The following is a 17,469-nucleotide window of genomic DNA, read 5'->3' as shown; positions in this document are numbered from 1 at the left end:
GGTGGGTAGAATGCCTATAATGAATACAGTGCCTATATTAACCCAGCGGCAGTTCCTATCGGTTAGCGACCAGCCACCATCCGGCTTTCTGATGACATGCTCAGATCTGAACTGCCACCAGTTTAATAAAAAACACGCTACCCATAACGAAAATACCTACACAATAACAAAGCCCATCAAACCATCCACCTGCTCAAAGAACAACCACCCCCACCAAACCCGCGCCCCACATATGACCTAAGCACAAATACACCTCAAACCCACACACTTATTCACAGCTACTGTGCATAACTATCGCCAGCTCAACTTATTTATTAACCGTAAAAATCCCCTTGTCAACGGCCCCACAATCCATAATACTGTACATATAAACAGTATAGGAGACAGGCCTATGAACATCCCCCCCTTAACCCCACATCCAGAACAACACACGCACCAGCTAAAAATACCGCTCTTTTTAGAACGCGTATCCGCAGGATTTCCCTCTCCTGCACAAGGCTACGTAGAACACATGCTCGACCTCAACCAACTCTGTGTACAACACCCTAGCGCCACTTTTTTTGTTCGCGTACAAGGTGACTCAATGATCGATGCAGGCATTTACGCCATGGACATCCTCATCGTTGACTGTTCTCTCGACGTCAGACACCAAGACATCATCGTCGCTTCACTTGATGGAGAAATGACCGTCAAACAATTCGAACAACACCCAAAGCCCAGACTCGTACCCTGCAACCCCGCCTACCCACCTATTGAAATCAACGAATCACATCAATTTGAAATCTTTGGCGTCGTGACCAACATCATTCGAAAAATCACCCGAGCAAGCGCCAACCCACACAAGAAACAGCCCCTCAAAACACACCCTTTACACACAGATAAATGAAGCCAGATGCCTAGAAAACCTATCTTTGCGCTGGTGGACTGCAACAACTTCTTTGCCAGCTGCGAAACACTCTTTCGACCCGACCTAAAAAACAAACCCTTAATCGTCCTCTCCAATAATGACGGGTGCGTGGTCGCACGCTCACAAGAAGCGAAACAGCTTGGCATTAAAATGGGCGTGCCCTTTTATCAAATCAAAGACCTCGTCAACCGCTACCAAGTTGCTACGTTTTCGAGCAACTATGCCCTCTACGCAGACCTATCTTCGCGTGTCATGTCGGCATTGGAAACACTCGCACCACAGGTCGAAGTCTATTCAATTGATGAAGCCTTCCTCGACCTCACGGGCATCGACAATCTAACTTCTCTCTTCGACTTTGGCTTAACACTAAGGCAAACGCTCCAACAGTGGACAAAAATCATCGTCTGTGTCGCATCGCTCCAACCAAAACACTGGCTAAGCTTGCCAATCATGCCGCCAAGCACTACACCAAAACACAAGGCGTCGTGGATCTGACCACCCGAGAAAGGCAGCAAAAACTCATGGCCTTAGTGCCTGTTGGCGAGGTATGGGGCATTGGTCGCAAACTGACCCAACGTATGGAAAATGAAGGTATTCACACAGCCTTAGATCTTGCAAATGCCAACCTGCACTATATTCGAAAACACTATTCAGTGGTTGTGGAACGCATCGTTCGAGAACTCAACGGCGAGTCATGTTTGCCTTTAGAAAGCATAGCACCGACTAAACAACAAATTGTTTTCAGCCGTTCATTTAGCCAGCGTATTCATGAACTCTCTGTAATGAGAGAAGCAATTTCAGACTACACAGCACGCGCCGCTGAAAAACTGCGTAAAGAACAGCGTTATGCCAAAATGATTACTGTATTTATGCGCACCAACCCTTTCAATCCATCGGAACCTCGCTACGCACCATCACGCAGTCTTGAAATGACTATTCCCACCGATGATACCCGTGAGCTAATCAAAGCATCGCATGCTCTGTTACAGCAAATATGGCAAGACGGCCACCGCTTCATGAAAGCAGGCGTGATGCTCTCTGACTTCTATGAGCCCGGCATCTATCAACCTAGTTTATTCGACCCAGCAACCCCGCATGCCAACTCCCAAACGCTAATGAAACTGCTCGATCAAGTTAACCACAGCTCAGCAGGACGCTTGTATATTGCAAGCCAAGGAATGCGTAAAGATTGGTCAATGAAGCGCCAAAAACTATCCCCCAGCTATACCACACGCTGGGAAGACATTCCTTGGGTGGTCTAGCGTCGAAATCGATTGAAGCACTTAAATACGGCCAGATTAAAGATTCTGATTTATCATTGATTTAAATCAATATTTTTATAAATGCCGTACTAAAGAAGCAATGCAATCCTGTCAAAAAACTGCAATAATTCGAAAAATCTGCGCTTCATTTTTAATGAATAGCCGCAATCAAACACACCTCCTAGCACTCCTCTTTCTGATGCATTAAGGATTAAAATGAGCATTGTCCAACGCGTCTTTATTGGTTTCACTCTGTTAATGCTATTTATGTTAACACTATCCATTTTTGGAGTCGTAAAAGTCACACGTGTCGATCAAGTGCTTTCCAATGTGAATGACTATGATAGCCGCAAACAACGCTACGCAATTAACTTTCGTGGCAGTGTACATGATCGAGCAATTTCATTACGCGATGCTGTTCTTGTTTTTGATGCCGACGAACGCCAAAAACATTTAAACGACATAACGCGTTTAGATGCTTTTTATCAAGACTCCGCCCGCCAGCTTGACGCATTATTTATTGATAAACAAAATGTTACAGCAGAAGAAGAGCGATTACTAAAAATTATTAAAGACATTGAACGCCGAACACTCAGCTTGACAGAAGAAACGCTCGATATTCTCAAAGACAGTCATTTTTCAGCTCAATCCTTCCTCATGGATGAGACAGCCAGTGCTTACAGCGATTGGCTTGCCGCAATCAATGCATTTATTGACTTTCAAGAAGCAAAAATACAAGCCGAGGTTGCTTTTGTCCGTAATGAAACAGGTGGTTTTCTGACCATGATGTTGTCCATAACGGCTATCGCGATTGCGGTGGGTATTTTTATCGCCTACCGAACTCTGCGAAAGCTTAAGCTTTTGATTGGTGGTACGGCAGAAAGCGCCTCTGAAATTATTCAAAAGTTTGCTCAGGGTGATCTATCTATACGCACCCACTCAACGAATGCAGAAAGCATTATGGGTTCGATTGACAAAATGGCTGAAGATCTTTCCAGAGTCATCCGCCAAATGACCAAAATGGCGAATCGTGTGGCCAGTTCATCTGCCGAATTATCACAACTGTCGAACGAGAATGAACGAAAAATTGAAGCTCAAAAAGATGAAACCTACAAAGGTGCCTCTGCAATTAGTCAGATGTCACATGCGGTTCAGGATGTTGCCCGTTTAACACAAGACGCAGCGGATCTCGCAAAAAATGCCAACTTGGAAACTGAAATTGGCGATCAAGAAGTTGCAAAATCAGTCAGTTCCATCACTCAACTCTCGAGCCATGTTGCTGAGGCCTCAGTTGTTATTCAAGAACTTGAACAAGACAGCAAACAGATTGGCAGCGTTGTTAAGATTATTGCCGACATTGCGGAGCAAACCAACTTACTTGCTTTAAATGCGGCCATTGAAGCTGCGCGAGCGGGTGATCAAGGGCGTGGATTTGCCGTAGTCGCAGATGAAGTCCGCTCACTGGCGAGCCGAACAAAGGACTCAACCATCAACATACAAAACCTGATCAACAAATCACAGCAACAAACCGCAAGAGCCGTTACCGTCATGCAAGAGGGCCTAAATCAAACCACCGTCTCTGTGGAACAAGCTAAACATGCTCGTGAATCCATCCGAAAAATACGTGAATCCGTTGCCTCAATCAGTGATATGAATATTCGTATTGCCAGTGCGACTGAAGAGCAATCAGCAGTTGCCGAAACGATCAATGAAAACTTTGGACGTATTACCTTGACTGCCGAGTCTTCGATGGTCCTTTCAGAGCAAATCGTTAAGGCCAGTGAAGACCTATCACACCTTGCCAACGATTTAAAATCGGAAATACATCGCTTCAAACTGTAAGTTTTTGACACCCTTTTCACAGCCAAGTGCATAAAGGAGATAGCTTACAGGGATGTTGCTAAGGATATTGATCATTCGTTCAAACCTTCTACGATTGAACGAATGATTTTTTTCATTTGACACAAGAACGTTAATCACTTCACAAAACCATCACGCAACTGAAACAAACCTTTAACATTCAATCACTAATGTCTCCTGATTTTAAATCACTTTAAAAACTGGGCTCAATCATAACAAGATCCCCCAGACAACCAGTGCACGTCAGGAGAGAAACATGCGTTCATTCAAAACCTTTGCGCTCAGCACACTTATGCTCAGTGTGTCTTTGGCTGCCGGTACCGCTCAAGCAAAAACGTCAGTCAACTGGTGGCATGCCATGGGCGGAGAGCTTGGCGAAAAACTTGAACAAGTTGCTAAAGACTTTAATGCCAGCCAAGATGAGTTCGAAGTGATTCCGAGCTTTCGTGGCACTTACACTGAAACCATGACAGGTGCAATTGCGGCCTTCCGTGCACGCCAACATCCACATATCGTTCAGGTATTCGAAGTGGGTACGGGCACCATGATGGCAGCAGACGGCGCAATTTATCCGATTTACCAGTTGATGGCCGATCACGATAAAACATTTGATAAAGACGCCTACCTTCCAAGCGTCGTGGGTTACTACACAGACCCAAATGGCAACATGCTCTCTTTCCCGTTCAACTCTTCCACCCCCATCATGTATTACAACAAAGATGCCTTTACCAAAGCGGGATTGGATAGTGATAACCCTCCCAGCACTTGGGCAGAGATGGTCAGCGCATCAGAAAAACTGCGTGAGACAGGTGCAAGTAACTGCGGATTCACGACCTCTTGGCCAAGCTGGGTCATGCTGGAAAACTTCAGTGCCTGGCACAATTTACCTTTAGGCACTCAGGCAAATGGTTTTGAAGGGTTTAACACAGAACTCACCTTCAATAATCCACAGGTCGCTCGTCACTGGGATAATTTAAAAACCTGGCAGGACGCAGGTGTATTTAAATGGGGTGGCCCGGGTCCTGGGCCTGATGCAGCGCCTTTGTTCTACTCAGGTGAATGTGCTATGTTTTTTGGCTCATCGGCAAGCCGCTCAGGTGTACTCGCTAATGCCAAGTTTGATGTCGGTTTCGGTTTTCAACCCTACTACGATGACGTAGAGGGCGCTCCCCAAAACAGCATTATCGGTGGTGCAACCCTATGGGTTTTACGTGGTCATGCTGAAAAAGACTATGCTGCCGTTGCCGCCTTCTTTGAGTACCTCTCACAAGCAGAGATTCAGGCAGATTGGCACCAAAGCACGGGCTACCTCCCTATCACTCAGGCGTCTTATGATCTCACTCAGTCTCAAGGCTATTATGACGCCAACCCAGGTGCAGATACCTCAATTAAGCAAATGACATTGAACGCACCAACTGAAAACTCAAAGGGTTTACGTTTCGGTAATTTTGTGCAAATCCGCGACATCATCTCTGAAGAAATGGAAGCCGTAATGACTGGTCAAAAAACAGGTCAAGCAGCGGCCGACTCTGCTGTACGACGCGGCAATGCCTTACTGCGTGAGTTTGAAGCGGCTAACCGTTAATTGAATACTCTCATTCAACCCCCGTTGCATCGCACGGGGGTCTCTTTTTAGCTCCAGGATCACTCAACGATGCAAACGAAACGCATGACGTTTAATCACCGCTATCTGCCTATTTACTCTTGGCACCGCAAGTGGTTGTAACGCTCATCTTCTTTGTCTGGCCTGCTTCTCAGGCTCTCTACCAGTCATTACTTCGCCAAGACGTGTTTGGCTTTAAAACAGAATTTGTCTGGTTTGATAACTTTACTCGCCTGTTTGCTGATGATCAGTATCTTCAAGCCCTCAAAGTTACGCTTACCTTTTCGCTAGGCACCACGCTTTTATCCATGAGTGTTGCTCTGCTTTTTGCCGTATTAGTCAATAGGCTTATCCGCAGCCGTGATGTTTATACGACTTTTCTGGTTTGGCCTTATGCGGTGGCACCTGCGATTGCAGGCATACTCTGGTGGTTTATTTTTAACCCCACACTTGGCATCTTACCCTATGCACTGGACATGCTTGGCTATCAGTGGAATCACCGTGCAAACGGCAATCATGCAATGCTATTGGTGATCATTGCCGCTGCTTGGAAACAAATTTCGTACAATTTTTTGTTTTTCTTAGCAGGCTTACAGTCCATTCCACAATCGTTAATTGAAGCGGCTGCCATTGATGGTGCAAAACCCTTCAAACGCTTTTGGACGATCGTGTTTCCGCTCCTGTCCCCTGTGACCTTCTTTTTATTGGTCGTCAACGTCGTGTATGCCATGTTCGATACCTTTGGTGTTATCCATGCAACAACCGAAGGTGGGCCTGCTCAAGCCACCAATATTCTTGTTTATAAGGTGTTTAGAGACGGGTTTATTGGCATGAATTTAGGCTCATCAGCAGCTCAGTCCGTCATTTTAATGGCCATCGTCGTCCTGTTGACCGTAATTCAATTTCGTTACATTGAACGTAAAGTTAATTACTAGGCATCCTTATGGTTGAAAACAATTCTTGGTCACGCTTCATGACACATTGCATCCTTATCCTAGGGGTTGCACTGGTGGTGTTTCCTGTTTACTTGGCGGTGATCGCATCGACACATGAAGCAGGCACATTTTTAAGTGGCACCCTCCCCTTATTGCCAGGCTCCCAAGGACTTGAAAACTACAAACAAGTCTTATTTGAAGGTCGCTCGCGTGCAGGAACGCCTCCTCTTCATACGATGCTCTGGAACAGTTTCGTAATGGCAATGACCATCACGATCGGCAAACTGCTGGTTTCCTTGCTGTCTGCATTTGCAATTGTGTATTTTCGTTTTCCATTTCGCATGTTCTTTTTTTGGGTCATTTTCTTAACCCTTATGCTACCTGTCGAAGTCAGAATCGTACCGACGTTTCAGGTGGTTGCAGATCTAGGCATGCTCAATAGTTTTGCAGGTTTATCCATCCCACTCATTGCATCGGCTACGGCCACTTTCTTGTTTCGGCAGTTTTTCATGACGATTCCAGAAGAGATGTTAGAAGCTGCACGCGTTGATGGCGCAGGTCCTTTGAAGTTTTTTAAAGATATTTTGCTACCCCTATCGATCACCAATATCGCTGCCTTGTTTGTCATCATGTTTATTTACGGCTGGAACCAGTACCTCTGGCCACTCCTAATCACCACCGATCCAGAGTACTACACCATTGTAATGGGGATACAACGCATGGTGACAGGCGCCGATGCAGAACCCTTGTGGCACCTCGTCATGGCGACGGTGGTCTTAGCCGCCCTCCCACCCATTTTAGTGATTTTATTTATGCAGCGTCTTTTTGTGAAAGGCCTGACGGAAACAGAGAAGTAAACCATGGCATCTATTCAAATAAACCGCTTAGGAAAAATGTACACGGGCGATGTGAAAGCCGTATCAGAGATTAATTTAACAATCAAAGACGGTGAATTTATTGTACTCGTTGGCCCCTCAGGCTGTGGAAAATCCACTCTATTACGAATGATTGCAGGCCTAGAGAGCATCACAGAAGGCGATTTATTTATTGGCGAACGACGCGTCAATGATCTCGAGCCATCTGAACGTGACATTGCGATGGTGTTCCAAAACTATGCGCTGTATCCACACATGACTGTCTACAACAATCTAGGCTATGGCCTTAAGAACCGTGGATTTTCTAAAGATGAAATTAAAACACGAGTAGATGCGATTGCTAAAATGCTAGAAATTACGCCCTTCTTAGAGCGTAAGCCCAAAGCCTTATCGGGCGGACAAAGGCAACGTGTGGCCATGGGGAGAGCCTTGGTTCGTGAACCCAAGGTGTTTTTATTGGATGAACCTCTATCCAACTTGGACGCGAAGCTTCGTGTGCAGATGCGTTTAGAAATTAAACAACTGCAAAAGCGTCTGAAAACCACCTCTCTATATGTGACTCATGACCAGCTCGAAGCCATGACCTTAGCCGACCGTTTAGTCGTATTAAATCAAGGCCGCATTGAACAGGTCGGCAGTCCTATGGATGTATACAACCGTCCAGACACTCTATTTGTTGCGCAGTTTATCGGTTCACCCAGCATGAATCTTATCCCTATTACTGAGTTTCAACAGAGCGATAACCAACATCTATTGAGTCAATTACCTGCAACAACCGATATTCTAGGGATACGTCCAGATCAACTGCTGCTGTCTAGACCCAAGGAAGATGCTCTGTGTTTGGACTGTCAAGTCGGGTTATTTGAGCCTGCTGGAGCAGAAAGCCATTTATACGTCAAAACACCTTTAGGTCAGGATTTAACACTACGCGTCGACATCGATCCTCAGGTGCATGAAAATACCACTCTAAGCGTGTATATTCCGCTCACCAAAGTCCATCCATTCAACCAAGCTAGCCAACGGCGCACAGATATTCAATAACCGAAAATACTCGTGATTGCTGGCTTACTGATCGCGCATTGTGGCTCTGCTGCAATTGCGCTCATACAGATACTCTATCTACCTTCATCGCACCAATGGAATGTCTAGGCAAAACTGGGTACCTTTACCCAGTTCGCTGCTCACTTCAATCGATCCCCCCAATATCCCCTTCACCAAATTGAACACAATACTCAGCCCTAGACCCGAACCGCCTTGGCCTAAGCGCGTTGTGAAAAAAGGATCAAATATGCGCCCCAAATGATCTGGAGAAATACCCTTGCCGTTGTCTTCGAGAGTCAATAGTAAACGCTCGCCTTCTTGTTTGGCTTGAATCAGTATGGCTCCTGACTCACCCTCAGAAAAGGCATGTAAAATCGCATTGTTGATCAAGTTGAGTAAAATCTGTCCGAGCGGGCCGGGGTAGCTATCCAGGCGAATGGAGTCGGGAATCGATGTTGAGACCTTCACGCTCGAATGGCGCAGGGTCGGCGCCATCGTCAACACTATTTCTTCGACGACCTCACTCAATAAAAAGGAACGGCGCTGATAACTGGTTTGATCGACCGCTACTTGTTTAAAGCTGGAAATCAGTCGGGCGCTTTGATTCAGGTTTAAACATAATATTTCACTGCCTTTTTTGACAAGATCCGTATAGCTTTGCAATTCCGACTTCCGTAATCCTTGCTGAAGTGATTGCTCAAACTCCTGACTTTTCTCCTTTAATGTACTCGACATCATTAAAGCATTGCCTATCGGGGTATTCAGCTCATGGGCAACCCCGGCCACCATCGCGCCTAAACCGGCCAGTTTTTCGGATTGAACCAGTGATTCCTGGGTCGATTGTAAATGGTCCAGCGTTTCCTGCAGGACTTGCGTTCGTTCAATTACGCGCTGCTCAAGTTCTGAATTAAGAGTGCGCAGTGAATCTTCTGCCTGAACACGAGTACAGACTTCGGCCTCTAGATCCTTGGTTTTAGACCGTAGCTCAAATATTAAATCGCGTAATTGTCGTGTCATTTCATTAAAATATTGAGCCAACATAGACAATTCATTACGACCTGATACTTCAATTTGCTGGTCTAAATCCCCCTTAGTTACAGATCGGACACCCGTCAATAACTGGTCAAGCGGTTGTGTAATCCTACGACTGAATTGAATCCCGAGCACAACAGCCACACAGAATGCCAACAACACACCTACGAGCATCCAAATTGCTTTTTCTCTCGCTTCGGAGAAGGCGTGGCGGAAGCTCTGTTCCGAATACAGAACATAGTGCCTATTCTCTAATGACAGCAAGGCCTTGCCTATAATGGCACGGTGACCATCCACACCCCGACTCACATATACGCCCTCATCTAGATGAAAACGTTGCTGCGCTAACACCACCGAGGGATCTTTGTGAGCGACCACGCGGTGATCATCAGACACTAAAAACACCGAAAACTGTGACTCTCTTGCTTCCCTTGCCATAATATCCCAGATCGCTTTAAAGCGCAGAGATACGACAATAATGTGGGTCATGTTTCCAGTCACCACATCCTTCACAGGTATGGCGATTAAAACACTGGGTTCACCGGTCGTGCTGTTATACACAATATCGCCAAAATAACTTTTTTGTGTTCGAACCACATCGCCTAAGGCCGCGTGAATGAGTCCGGAATCACTCAACCCCTGGCTTTGCGAAAACAAGCGGTGAGTGTGGAAAAGATAGGTTTTATCAGCCGCGTACAGCGCAATAAAGTCATGTGTTTTTTTCCAATGAAAAAACTCAAATAAAAGCTCAGACTGAACCGATAAGGGTTGACGCTCGAAATCACTCGATATGACTAACAACTCAAGGTGTCGAACAGAGCGTTTCAACAACTCTTTAACCTCTTGACTGACGCGTTGGGCCACTTGCTGCTGTGTCACCAACACCAACTGGCGTTGGGAATAAAAAATGTGATAGGCCGCTACACTGCCGACAATGGTGAGTGCAATCAACGAGACCGATAAAAAGGCCAATGCCATTTCTTGTTTGAGCCGTTTTCGCAATCGAGCAACCATAATCAGCCCTTACCTTATAATAAAGTCTGATAGTTTCAAAAACTTAGGATCAACTTTAAAACTATACGCATGCGCATTGGCGAGATTAAAGGATAAGTAACTCTCAGCCGCCTCAACCGAAATCACGCTTGGATCAATCCCCTGCAAAACACGATCGGCCAGTAAGCTGGCTTGATACCCTTGTTGATACCAATCAACCGAATAACTCATCAGGGTATAGGTTGCCGAAACGTTATAACCTGCAACAAAAACACCTTGAGCCAGTGCCGCCTGCTGCAGCAATGACATCGATCCTAGACTCGGCGTTGGGGTAATTAACAAAGAGCTGTTGGTGGGTAAACGATGCAAGTATCCTAAGGCGTCTTGCTCACTTTCAACAGGAATTGAACGAAAAATAACGGGATAAAAAAATTGTTGTGTAAATGCAATATCCTCAACAATGGACACAGACACAGCATCGTCAGGATGGTAAAAGGTGAAAAAGTAGTTTGTTTTAGGCGCAAGCGTTAACAGCCACTCAACTGCTTTTTCTGCATTATTACCATTGTGCACCCCCGTCACGTTGCCACCGGGTTTATCCAATGTCTTAATAATTCCGGCACCGACCGGGTTGATTAGAGGCGCAAATATCACCGGTGTCGGTTTCGCTTGCTGCTGAGTCAGTTGTTTAGCGAACACTGTAGGAAGCGTACCAATTGTGAGCAAGAGATCAACTCGTTCTTGGTTGATGAGACGTGCAGCTTCTGCCTCAACGGAATGTTCATCCGGCCCGATAGCCCCCGAATAAAGCCATTGCACTTGATCCTCAGCGTAACCTAGATCCGATAGACCCTGTTTAAAACCAATTAACGTTGACTCCAACATCGGTAAGTAATTCACAACACCGATTTTAACAGCCTTTTCTTTATCAGGCTTAAGCATAGCAATTATGACGATACCCACAAAAATAACGCTACTGGCAAAACAAAACCTCGCGATCGCATTCATTCTATTCTGCCTCTGGGGACTCGTTTAATTAGGTTGCATTCATCACCAACCAATCGACAAAGGTTTTAGCATCCATCGGCTTCGCGATGAAGTAACCTTGTCCCTCATCACAGCCCATCTTTACCAGCTCATTTAACTGAGATTCAGTTTCAATGCCTTCAGCAATTACGTTTAATTGAAAGTCTTTAGCAAGATGCACGATAACACGCGCAAGGTTGGCTTCTGTCGCGCTCAGCGATGCATCGGCCACAAACGCACGATCAATTTTTAAACGATCAATCCGAAGCCTATTCAATACACTTAATGACGAATAGCCGGTTCCAAAATCATCCATAGCCACTTTAATTCCAAGTGCGCGAATCGCGGACAAAGTTTTATTAATAGCAAGCGGATCTTCGATTGCAATAGACTCAGTCAATTCTATTTCAAGTTGCTCGGCAGGCACGCGCGCATCGAGGATCACAGATTTCAACATATCGACAAAGTCCGGTTCACGGAACTGCGCATACGAAACATTAACCGCCATTCTAAAATCTGCGTACCCTAGATCAATTAACTGCCGAAGTTGAGCGCAGGCGGTTCTTAGTACCCACGCGCCAATGGGGATGATGGTACCCGACTGCTCGGCCAACGGAATAAAACGATCAGGGGGGATAAACTGACCCTGCTGATTACGCCAACGAAGCAGTGCTTCTGCTCCTATGATACGTCGACTGCGTAAATCGATTTGTGGCTGGTAACAAAGAAACAAACGATCGGATGAAAATGCCTCGCGTAGCCCTGTCAACAATTCAATACGATCCTTTGCCGCTTGCCGTAAACTGGCTTTGAAATACTGAACCTTGCCTCGGCTGAAAAGCTTTGCTTGTTTCAACGCAATATTCGCATCTTTTAATAGCTCGGTCCCCTGCGTAGCCATGCCTTCCTGCTCTAAAGACACCACGCCACAGGTAACTGAAATTCGTAAAGACTCATTATTAACGATAAAAGGATCTTGAAATAACTGAATAATGTCATCGTACTTAACAGACTCTGCTGGACCCACTAGCGCAAAACAATCGCCAGCCACACGCCCTAAAATAACATCGCTGGATATAAAATGACTGAGCCTTGCACAGACGGCCTTCAGCACATCGTCTCCAAAGTGCTGATCAAGCGTGGAGTTTACGGATGAGAAATCATCAATATCCACTAGAATCAGCACACAATTAGTAAACATAGCCTGCTGTTCGGTGATGGCTCGCTCGAACCTATAACGATTGGCAATCCCTAATAGAGGATCAACATAAGCTAAGGACTCGATTCGCGCATTCAAACCCAGATTATCGATTCCAACTGACACACTGGCGCAAAATGCGTTCAATAGGTGTTCGTCTACCGCGGTTAAAACGCGATTTGACTCGATACAGGCCGCCATCTCACGATCATTCTCTAAACCAAAATACAGTGCCGTATGACGCCCAATAATGTGTGAGCGTTGACTCAGCGCTTGACGTAATGCTGACTTCATACAGGGATTGGGTAGAGCGTCTAACGGCTGATTAATCAGACGTGCGAAGTTACCAGCGGCGGCAATGATGAGTGGCTCGCTCGCGCTTGACGTGACGCTTTGCACACAGACGAGTCCCTCTTCTGGTATGGACAGTATCGAACATATTTGAAGGACAGCACCTTCAGCGTATGAGCTCAAACCACGAATTCGGCTTAAATCATTAATAGCTTTAACTATTTTTTCAAGACCTAAACGATTAATCTCAATTTGACGTAACTGAGCGTAAGAGCGAATCGCGACAGATAAGGCTGTATAAAGCCCTCCTCGTGTCAATTCAGATTTTGTTTTATAGTCATTAATGTCTAATCGACGAATGGTATCGACTTCAGGCGCATAACCTGGCTGTCCTGTCCGTAAAATAATCCTTGGAAAGGATAGTTTGAGGTCTTCACGAATTAAGGAAACCAACTTAAGCCCAGCATCATGGCTCTCCATCACGACATCTAGCAGAATTACCGCGATTTCTAATGGGTTCTTGCTGAGAAAATCGTAGGCATCCGCTCCAGAGAAGCAACTGTGAAATGCCAGTTTACGTCCCTCTATGGATAAATCAGCTAGCGCCATTTGTGTGGTTAAGTGAACATCATGGTCATCGTCAACAATCAAAACATTCCAGATGTCGTCCTGTTGACCTGAGCACGCCTCCTCGGCAAGAAATGTGATTTCATCGTCAAAGGAAACCAGCTCATCATCTGTCATTTGAGCCTTCCATATAAAATGAAATGTATTTTTACAATTCAATTTAGCTAATGTAATGAGAATAAGCAATAGCGGCATAGGTCTCAAATTATCGTCCGCAAACCAATCGGTTTTGATTGACAGGATTTCATTCCTCAGGCATTTTTTTCGCAACCTTCATATCGAAGATGAACAGGCCCTGTCAATCGGAGTGATAACCATTAATGATTCAACAAAATTTAATTAAGGCTTTATTGGCACTCGTGCTATTTATTACGCTTATGGTTGGGCTGGGTGTCATTTTTGAAGACGAAATGACCTTTGCGACCACTTGGGTTGTTGAACGAATTGGTTTTCTGGGGCTTGCCTTAATTCTGTTGGTTACGGATACACTCGTCACCCCCTTTCCACCTGATATATTGCTAATTGTCATTGCTAAAAGCCCACTCTCAGCCAACTGGCCTCTTTACGTGGGTATACTGGGCGTTGTATCCGTGATCGCGGGCATGACTGGGTTTGGAATTGGACGCTGGCTGGGGCATTTTAACTGGTCAAAGCGACTGTTTGGTCGTTTTAAAAATGAACACCAAGCATTTATTCAAAAGTATGGTTTCTGGGCCGTGGTAATTGGTGCCATAACGCCCCTGCCCTACTCTGTCACCTGCTGGACGGCAGGCGTTCTGAACATTCGTTGGTATGTCGTTTTATCAGCTTCAGTTCTATTTAGGATACCTCGAATTTATCTCTACTACTGGCTTTTAACCTCTGCTAAAAGCTTATTTATGTAGAGCATACTCTTCACAATCCAGTCATCTAACCCAAAGAAAACATCGTAAAAGCACGAAACCTTATGCGTTACGGATGCCACTATGTTGCTGATAAAAACACTGGGATACTCAGGCTTACTGCCCTTTATCTACCTGACCTATGCACTGATGACCGGGAATGATGGGCAGCCGGAAGAATCCTTTTTACTGTTTTCGATCTACAGCTGCTTGATTCTCGGTTTTATGTCTGGTGTTATCTGGCCCATTTTGTATCAACACCCCAATCAAAACCGACTCGCTCTTTGGACGGTTAGCTTTCCGGTGTTTAGTTTTTTGAGCTTTATTTGGCTATCTGATTACATACTGCTAATTCAGACAGGGCTCTTCATACTGCTGAGAATTGTGGAGGTTGCAGAAAAGATTGATGAAGCCTACCCAATGGGTTATGCATCCTTGCGATGGCAACTAACAAGCATCGTATCTGTTTGTCACTTATGTGTTTTTTTCGTTTGAAGTAAAGCTTTAAATACTTTACTCCACTCGATTGCGCCCTTTTTCTTTTGCGAGGTAGAGTTTTTTATCAGCCGACGTAATTAAAGCATCCACATTCGGCATCATGTTCGCGGAAGCCACTCCAGCACTGACGGTGACCTTTTCCTTTTCAATCAGTACTTGCTCACTCAATAAAAGTCGCACTTTTTCAGCAACTTGAATGGCCTGCTCTGTATTGGTGAGCGGACAGACCAACAAAAACTCTTCGCCACCCCAGCGACCAAACACATCGGTGGAGCGCACATTGTCTTTAACGATGTTTGAAAATTGCTGCAATATCTCATCACCCTTTTGATGCCCATACTCATCATTAATGTATTTAAAACGGTCCAAATCAAACAATACAATCGCTAAGGACTGTCGTTTTTGTTTTGCCTCTTTAAACAACTCCATCAGTATATGGTCTAAATGATGTCGGTTGTAGGTACCGGTTAACTTATCCGTTACAGACACTTGGGCAAGCAGTTGATTCTTTGAGCGTAATTGCAACAGGAAATAGACGAGAACCATGGCAACAAAAACAGCAGCAATGATGAAGGGCAAGATATTTTTCCAGGGCACATGCTCTACCACCTCAAACCGGATCCAACGATGATAAATAGCGCTATGCTCTTCAGACGACATAGAAGCTAAGGCTTTATCGATAGCGGTTTGCAAGAGCGGCCAATCCTTGCGAACCCCTATTGATAAATCAAAAACATAGGGCGTTTGGCCCGATACTTTTAAATTTGCCAAGCCTTCACGATGGATTAAATAACTGACAACACTCAAATTGTCCACAAAGGCGTCCACCTCCCCAACGGATAATGCACGCAAGCCATCAACGGTACTTGGATAATGCTTTAAACTGAGTTCCGGAAAGTATCGAGATAGCAACTCATCTGGCGCATAATCCGCCACCACACCAATGGATTGTCCTTGAAGTTGACGAATACTCGCAACATAATCGACGTCATTGCGTGTCACGATGACCATTTGCGAACGCACATAGGGGCTGGAAAATGTTGCATACTGAAGACGCTCTGGCGTTTGAGCGGCCGCTGCTATCAGATCAATCTCTTTAGACCTTAAGTTCTCTAGCACATCTAACCAAGTATCTTCTTGAACAAATTCAAATCGAATACCCAGCAACTCCTCTAAACGTGCTAAATAGTCAGCGGCAATCCCTTGATACTGCCCATTATCATTCAGCATTTCAAACGGTGGATACCCAACCGCTTCGACACCGACTTTTATCCTGTCTAAAGAGGCTAAAAATGCCTTTTCACTTTCGGTTAACAGTACGCCCTTTGTATTCGACGAGAAAACTAAATGTTTGCCACCAATACCATTGGACTCCAATAGGTTGAGCCTGTCTAAAAGATCAACGATATAGTCAATTCGGCCCTGATCAAACTGCCCTAATTCGGCGGTATAGCGAGAGATTAATGCTTCCATCCCGTGAGCCTCAATCATCAAGGCCGCTTTCGATTTACCAAGCGTGTTGTAATGTTCAATAATATGGTCGACTATTTCTTCTTTATGATCCAACGCATAGTGCCAACCTCGGATCACAGCGCGCCGAATGGCCGCCACACGTTCAGGATGCTGTTCGGCCTCCTGCTGATGGGTGAAGAGAATATCGCCATACAGGCTTACACCGTAATCTCGCGGATAAATAAGATTGACGTCATAACCTCTTTCTCTAAACACATGAGGATCATTGGTGACATAGACCACGATTGCATCCACATCATTATTGATCAACGCATCAACGCGCTCATCCCAGGGTTTACGGATTAAATTTGCGCCGCGAATACCCTGGGTTGCTAACAAGGCTAAGATGTCGATCCCATCGGAATCGTTATCGTAAAAGGAGATACGACGTGAAATCAGGTCTTGTGGGCTCCTAATCTCAGACTGCTCCAGGGTCATAATGGCATTGGCTGAATACTGCATGATGGCAGCAACCAATACGACAGGCTGATGATTGGCCGCTTGCAGAATGACAACAGAATCGGCAACGCATAATGCGCCTCTTGTCGAATGACTTGATCAACAATATTGATACTCGGGTTGCGCTCTTTCAAACGCACGTTCAGCCCCTCATCAGCAAAATAGCCTTGCTTGAGTGCAGCGTAAAAACCCGCAAATTGGAATTGATGTTTCCACTTGAGTTGGATGATGATTTCTTCTTCATCCGCAATGGAAGGCTGTTCATGGGCGAACACGGAGTTAACGATTAGAAGTGCAAATATAAAAACAAGCAAACCAAGACTGATCTGTTGTGTACTCCTGTTAGCGCTAGACTTAAGACGACAAGTCATTTCATACGGATTCCTAACCGATTAAGCTGAACAAAGCAAACCCATCACAACTCAGCACAAGACGCTTGATCTTATGCGCAGAGCGTCGTGATGTCGAG

At 45.3% G+C, this 17,469-nt stretch carries 14 protein-coding genes and 1 pseudogene; 10 read left to right on the top strand and 5 right to left on the bottom strand.

What is annotated here, in order from left to right:
• The first annotated feature begins 391 nt into the window (after positions 1-391).
• The 8 genes and pseudogenes from umuD (at position 392) to ugpC (ending at position 8,483) form a co-directional block, all read left to right on the top strand.
• Entirely contained in the window at positions 392-886 is a 495-nt protein-coding gene (gene umuD / locus D791_RS05280) for a translesion error-prone DNA polymerase V autoproteolytic subunit (RefSeq protein ID WP_051514232.1), read from the top strand.
• A 6-nt stretch (positions 887-892) separates the two neighbouring features.
• Positions 893-1,402 carry a Y-family DNA polymerase gene (locus D791_RS22165; protein ID WP_475095420.1) on the top strand — a complete coding sequence of 170 codons (510 nt, stop codon included), beginning with the start codon at positions 893-895 and terminating at the stop codon, positions 1,400-1,402.
• Entirely contained in the window at positions 1,294-2,169 is an 876-nt protein-coding gene (locus tag D791_RS05275) for a DinB/UmuC family translesion DNA polymerase (protein ID WP_475095418.1), read from the top strand. Before D791_RS22165 ends, D791_RS05275 begins: the two co-directional genes overlap by 109 nt.
• Positions 2,170-2,385: 216 nt before the next feature.
• The gene (locus tag D791_RS05270) at positions 2,386-4,011 is read left to right on the top strand and encodes a methyl-accepting chemotaxis protein (protein ID WP_036508641.1); all 1,626 of its coding nucleotides are present in this window, start codon (positions 2,386-2,388) and stop codon (positions 4,009-4,011) included.
• A 310-nt stretch (positions 4,012-4,321) separates the two neighbouring features.
• Positions 4,322-5,614, top strand: a complete 1,293-nt coding sequence (gene ugpB / locus D791_RS05265) for a sn-glycerol-3-phosphate ABC transporter substrate-binding protein UgpB (RefSeq protein ID WP_420329336.1) — start codon at positions 4,322-4,324, stop codon at positions 5,612-5,614.
• 69 nt (positions 5,615-5,683) lie between these two features.
• Positions 5,684-6,567 (top strand): annotated as a pseudogene (ugpA, locus tag D791_RS05260) (sn-glycerol-3-phosphate ABC transporter permease UgpA).
• 8 nt (positions 6,568-6,575) lie between these two features.
• Positions 6,576-7,424, top strand: a complete 849-nt coding sequence (gene ugpE / locus D791_RS05255) for a sn-glycerol-3-phosphate ABC transporter permease UgpE (protein WP_036508637.1) — start codon at positions 6,576-6,578, stop codon at positions 7,422-7,424.
• Between the two features lie 3 nt (positions 7,425-7,427).
• Complete coding sequence (gene ugpC, locus D791_RS05250; RefSeq protein WP_036508634.1) at positions 7,428-8,483, top strand: sn-glycerol-3-phosphate ABC transporter ATP-binding protein UgpC; 1,056 nt, start codon at positions 7,428-7,430, stop codon at positions 8,481-8,483.
• Between the two features lie 84 nt (positions 8,484-8,567).
• On the opposite strand, the gene D791_RS18815 is transcribed toward ugpC, so the two are convergent.
• Genes D791_RS18815 through D791_RS05235 form a run of 3 tightly spaced genes read right to left on the bottom strand, consistent with a single transcriptional unit; the run spans position 8,568 to position 13,767 of the window.
• The gene (locus tag D791_RS18815) at positions 8,568-10,529 is read right to left on the bottom strand and encodes a sensor histidine kinase (RefSeq protein ID WP_051514229.1); all 1,962 of its coding nucleotides are present in this window, start codon (positions 10,527-10,529) and stop codon (positions 8,568-8,570) included.
• Positions 10,530-10,538: 9 nt separating this feature from the next.
• Positions 10,539-11,516, bottom strand: coding sequence for an ABC transporter substrate binding protein (locus D791_RS05240; protein WP_036508632.1), 978 nt, complete (start codon positions 11,514-11,516; stop codon positions 10,539-10,541).
• A 28-nt stretch (positions 11,517-11,544) separates the two neighbouring features.
• Positions 11,545-13,767 (bottom strand): GGDEF/EAL domain-containing response regulator, encoded by a 2,223-nt coding sequence (locus D791_RS05235; protein ID WP_036508630.1) that lies wholly within the window; start codon positions 13,765-13,767, stop codon positions 11,545-11,547.
• A 203-nt stretch (positions 13,768-13,970) separates the two neighbouring features.
• Between D791_RS05235 and D791_RS05230 the strand changes: the two genes are divergently transcribed.
• A complete protein-coding gene (locus D791_RS05230) occupies positions 13,971-14,534 on the top strand; it encodes a YqaA family protein (protein WP_036508628.1) in 564 nt (187 codons plus the stop codon).
• Between the two features lie 81 nt (positions 14,535-14,615).
• Positions 14,616-15,026 carry a DUF3429 domain-containing protein gene (locus D791_RS05225; RefSeq protein ID WP_036508626.1) on the top strand — a complete coding sequence of 137 codons (411 nt, stop codon included), beginning with the start codon at positions 14,616-14,618 and terminating at the stop codon, positions 15,024-15,026.
• An 18-nt stretch (positions 15,027-15,044) separates the two neighbouring features.
• Here the strand turns inward: D791_RS05225 and D791_RS21370 are convergent, their stop codons facing one another.
• Together D791_RS21370 and D791_RS21365 are read right to left on the bottom strand one after the other, a co-directional pair.
• Entirely contained in the window at positions 15,045-17,003 is a 1,959-nt protein-coding gene (locus D791_RS21370; RefSeq protein ID WP_036508624.1) for a diguanylate cyclase, read from the bottom strand.
• Entirely contained in the window at positions 16,976-17,371 is a 396-nt protein-coding gene (locus tag D791_RS21365) for an ABC transporter substrate-binding protein (RefSeq protein WP_081763737.1), read from the bottom strand. Before D791_RS21365 ends, D791_RS21370 begins: the two co-directional genes overlap by 28 nt.
• Between the last annotated feature and the right edge of the window lie 98 nt (positions 17,372-17,469).

It is taken from the genome of Nitrincola nitratireducens (genome assembly GCF_000585235.1).
GTDB classification, from domain to species: Bacteria; Pseudomonadota; Gammaproteobacteria; order Pseudomonadales; family Balneatricaceae; genus Nitrincola; species Nitrincola alkalisediminis.
The sequence above is the reverse complement of the archived record's forward strand: the minus strand, read 5'-3'. Positions and strand labels throughout refer to the sequence as shown.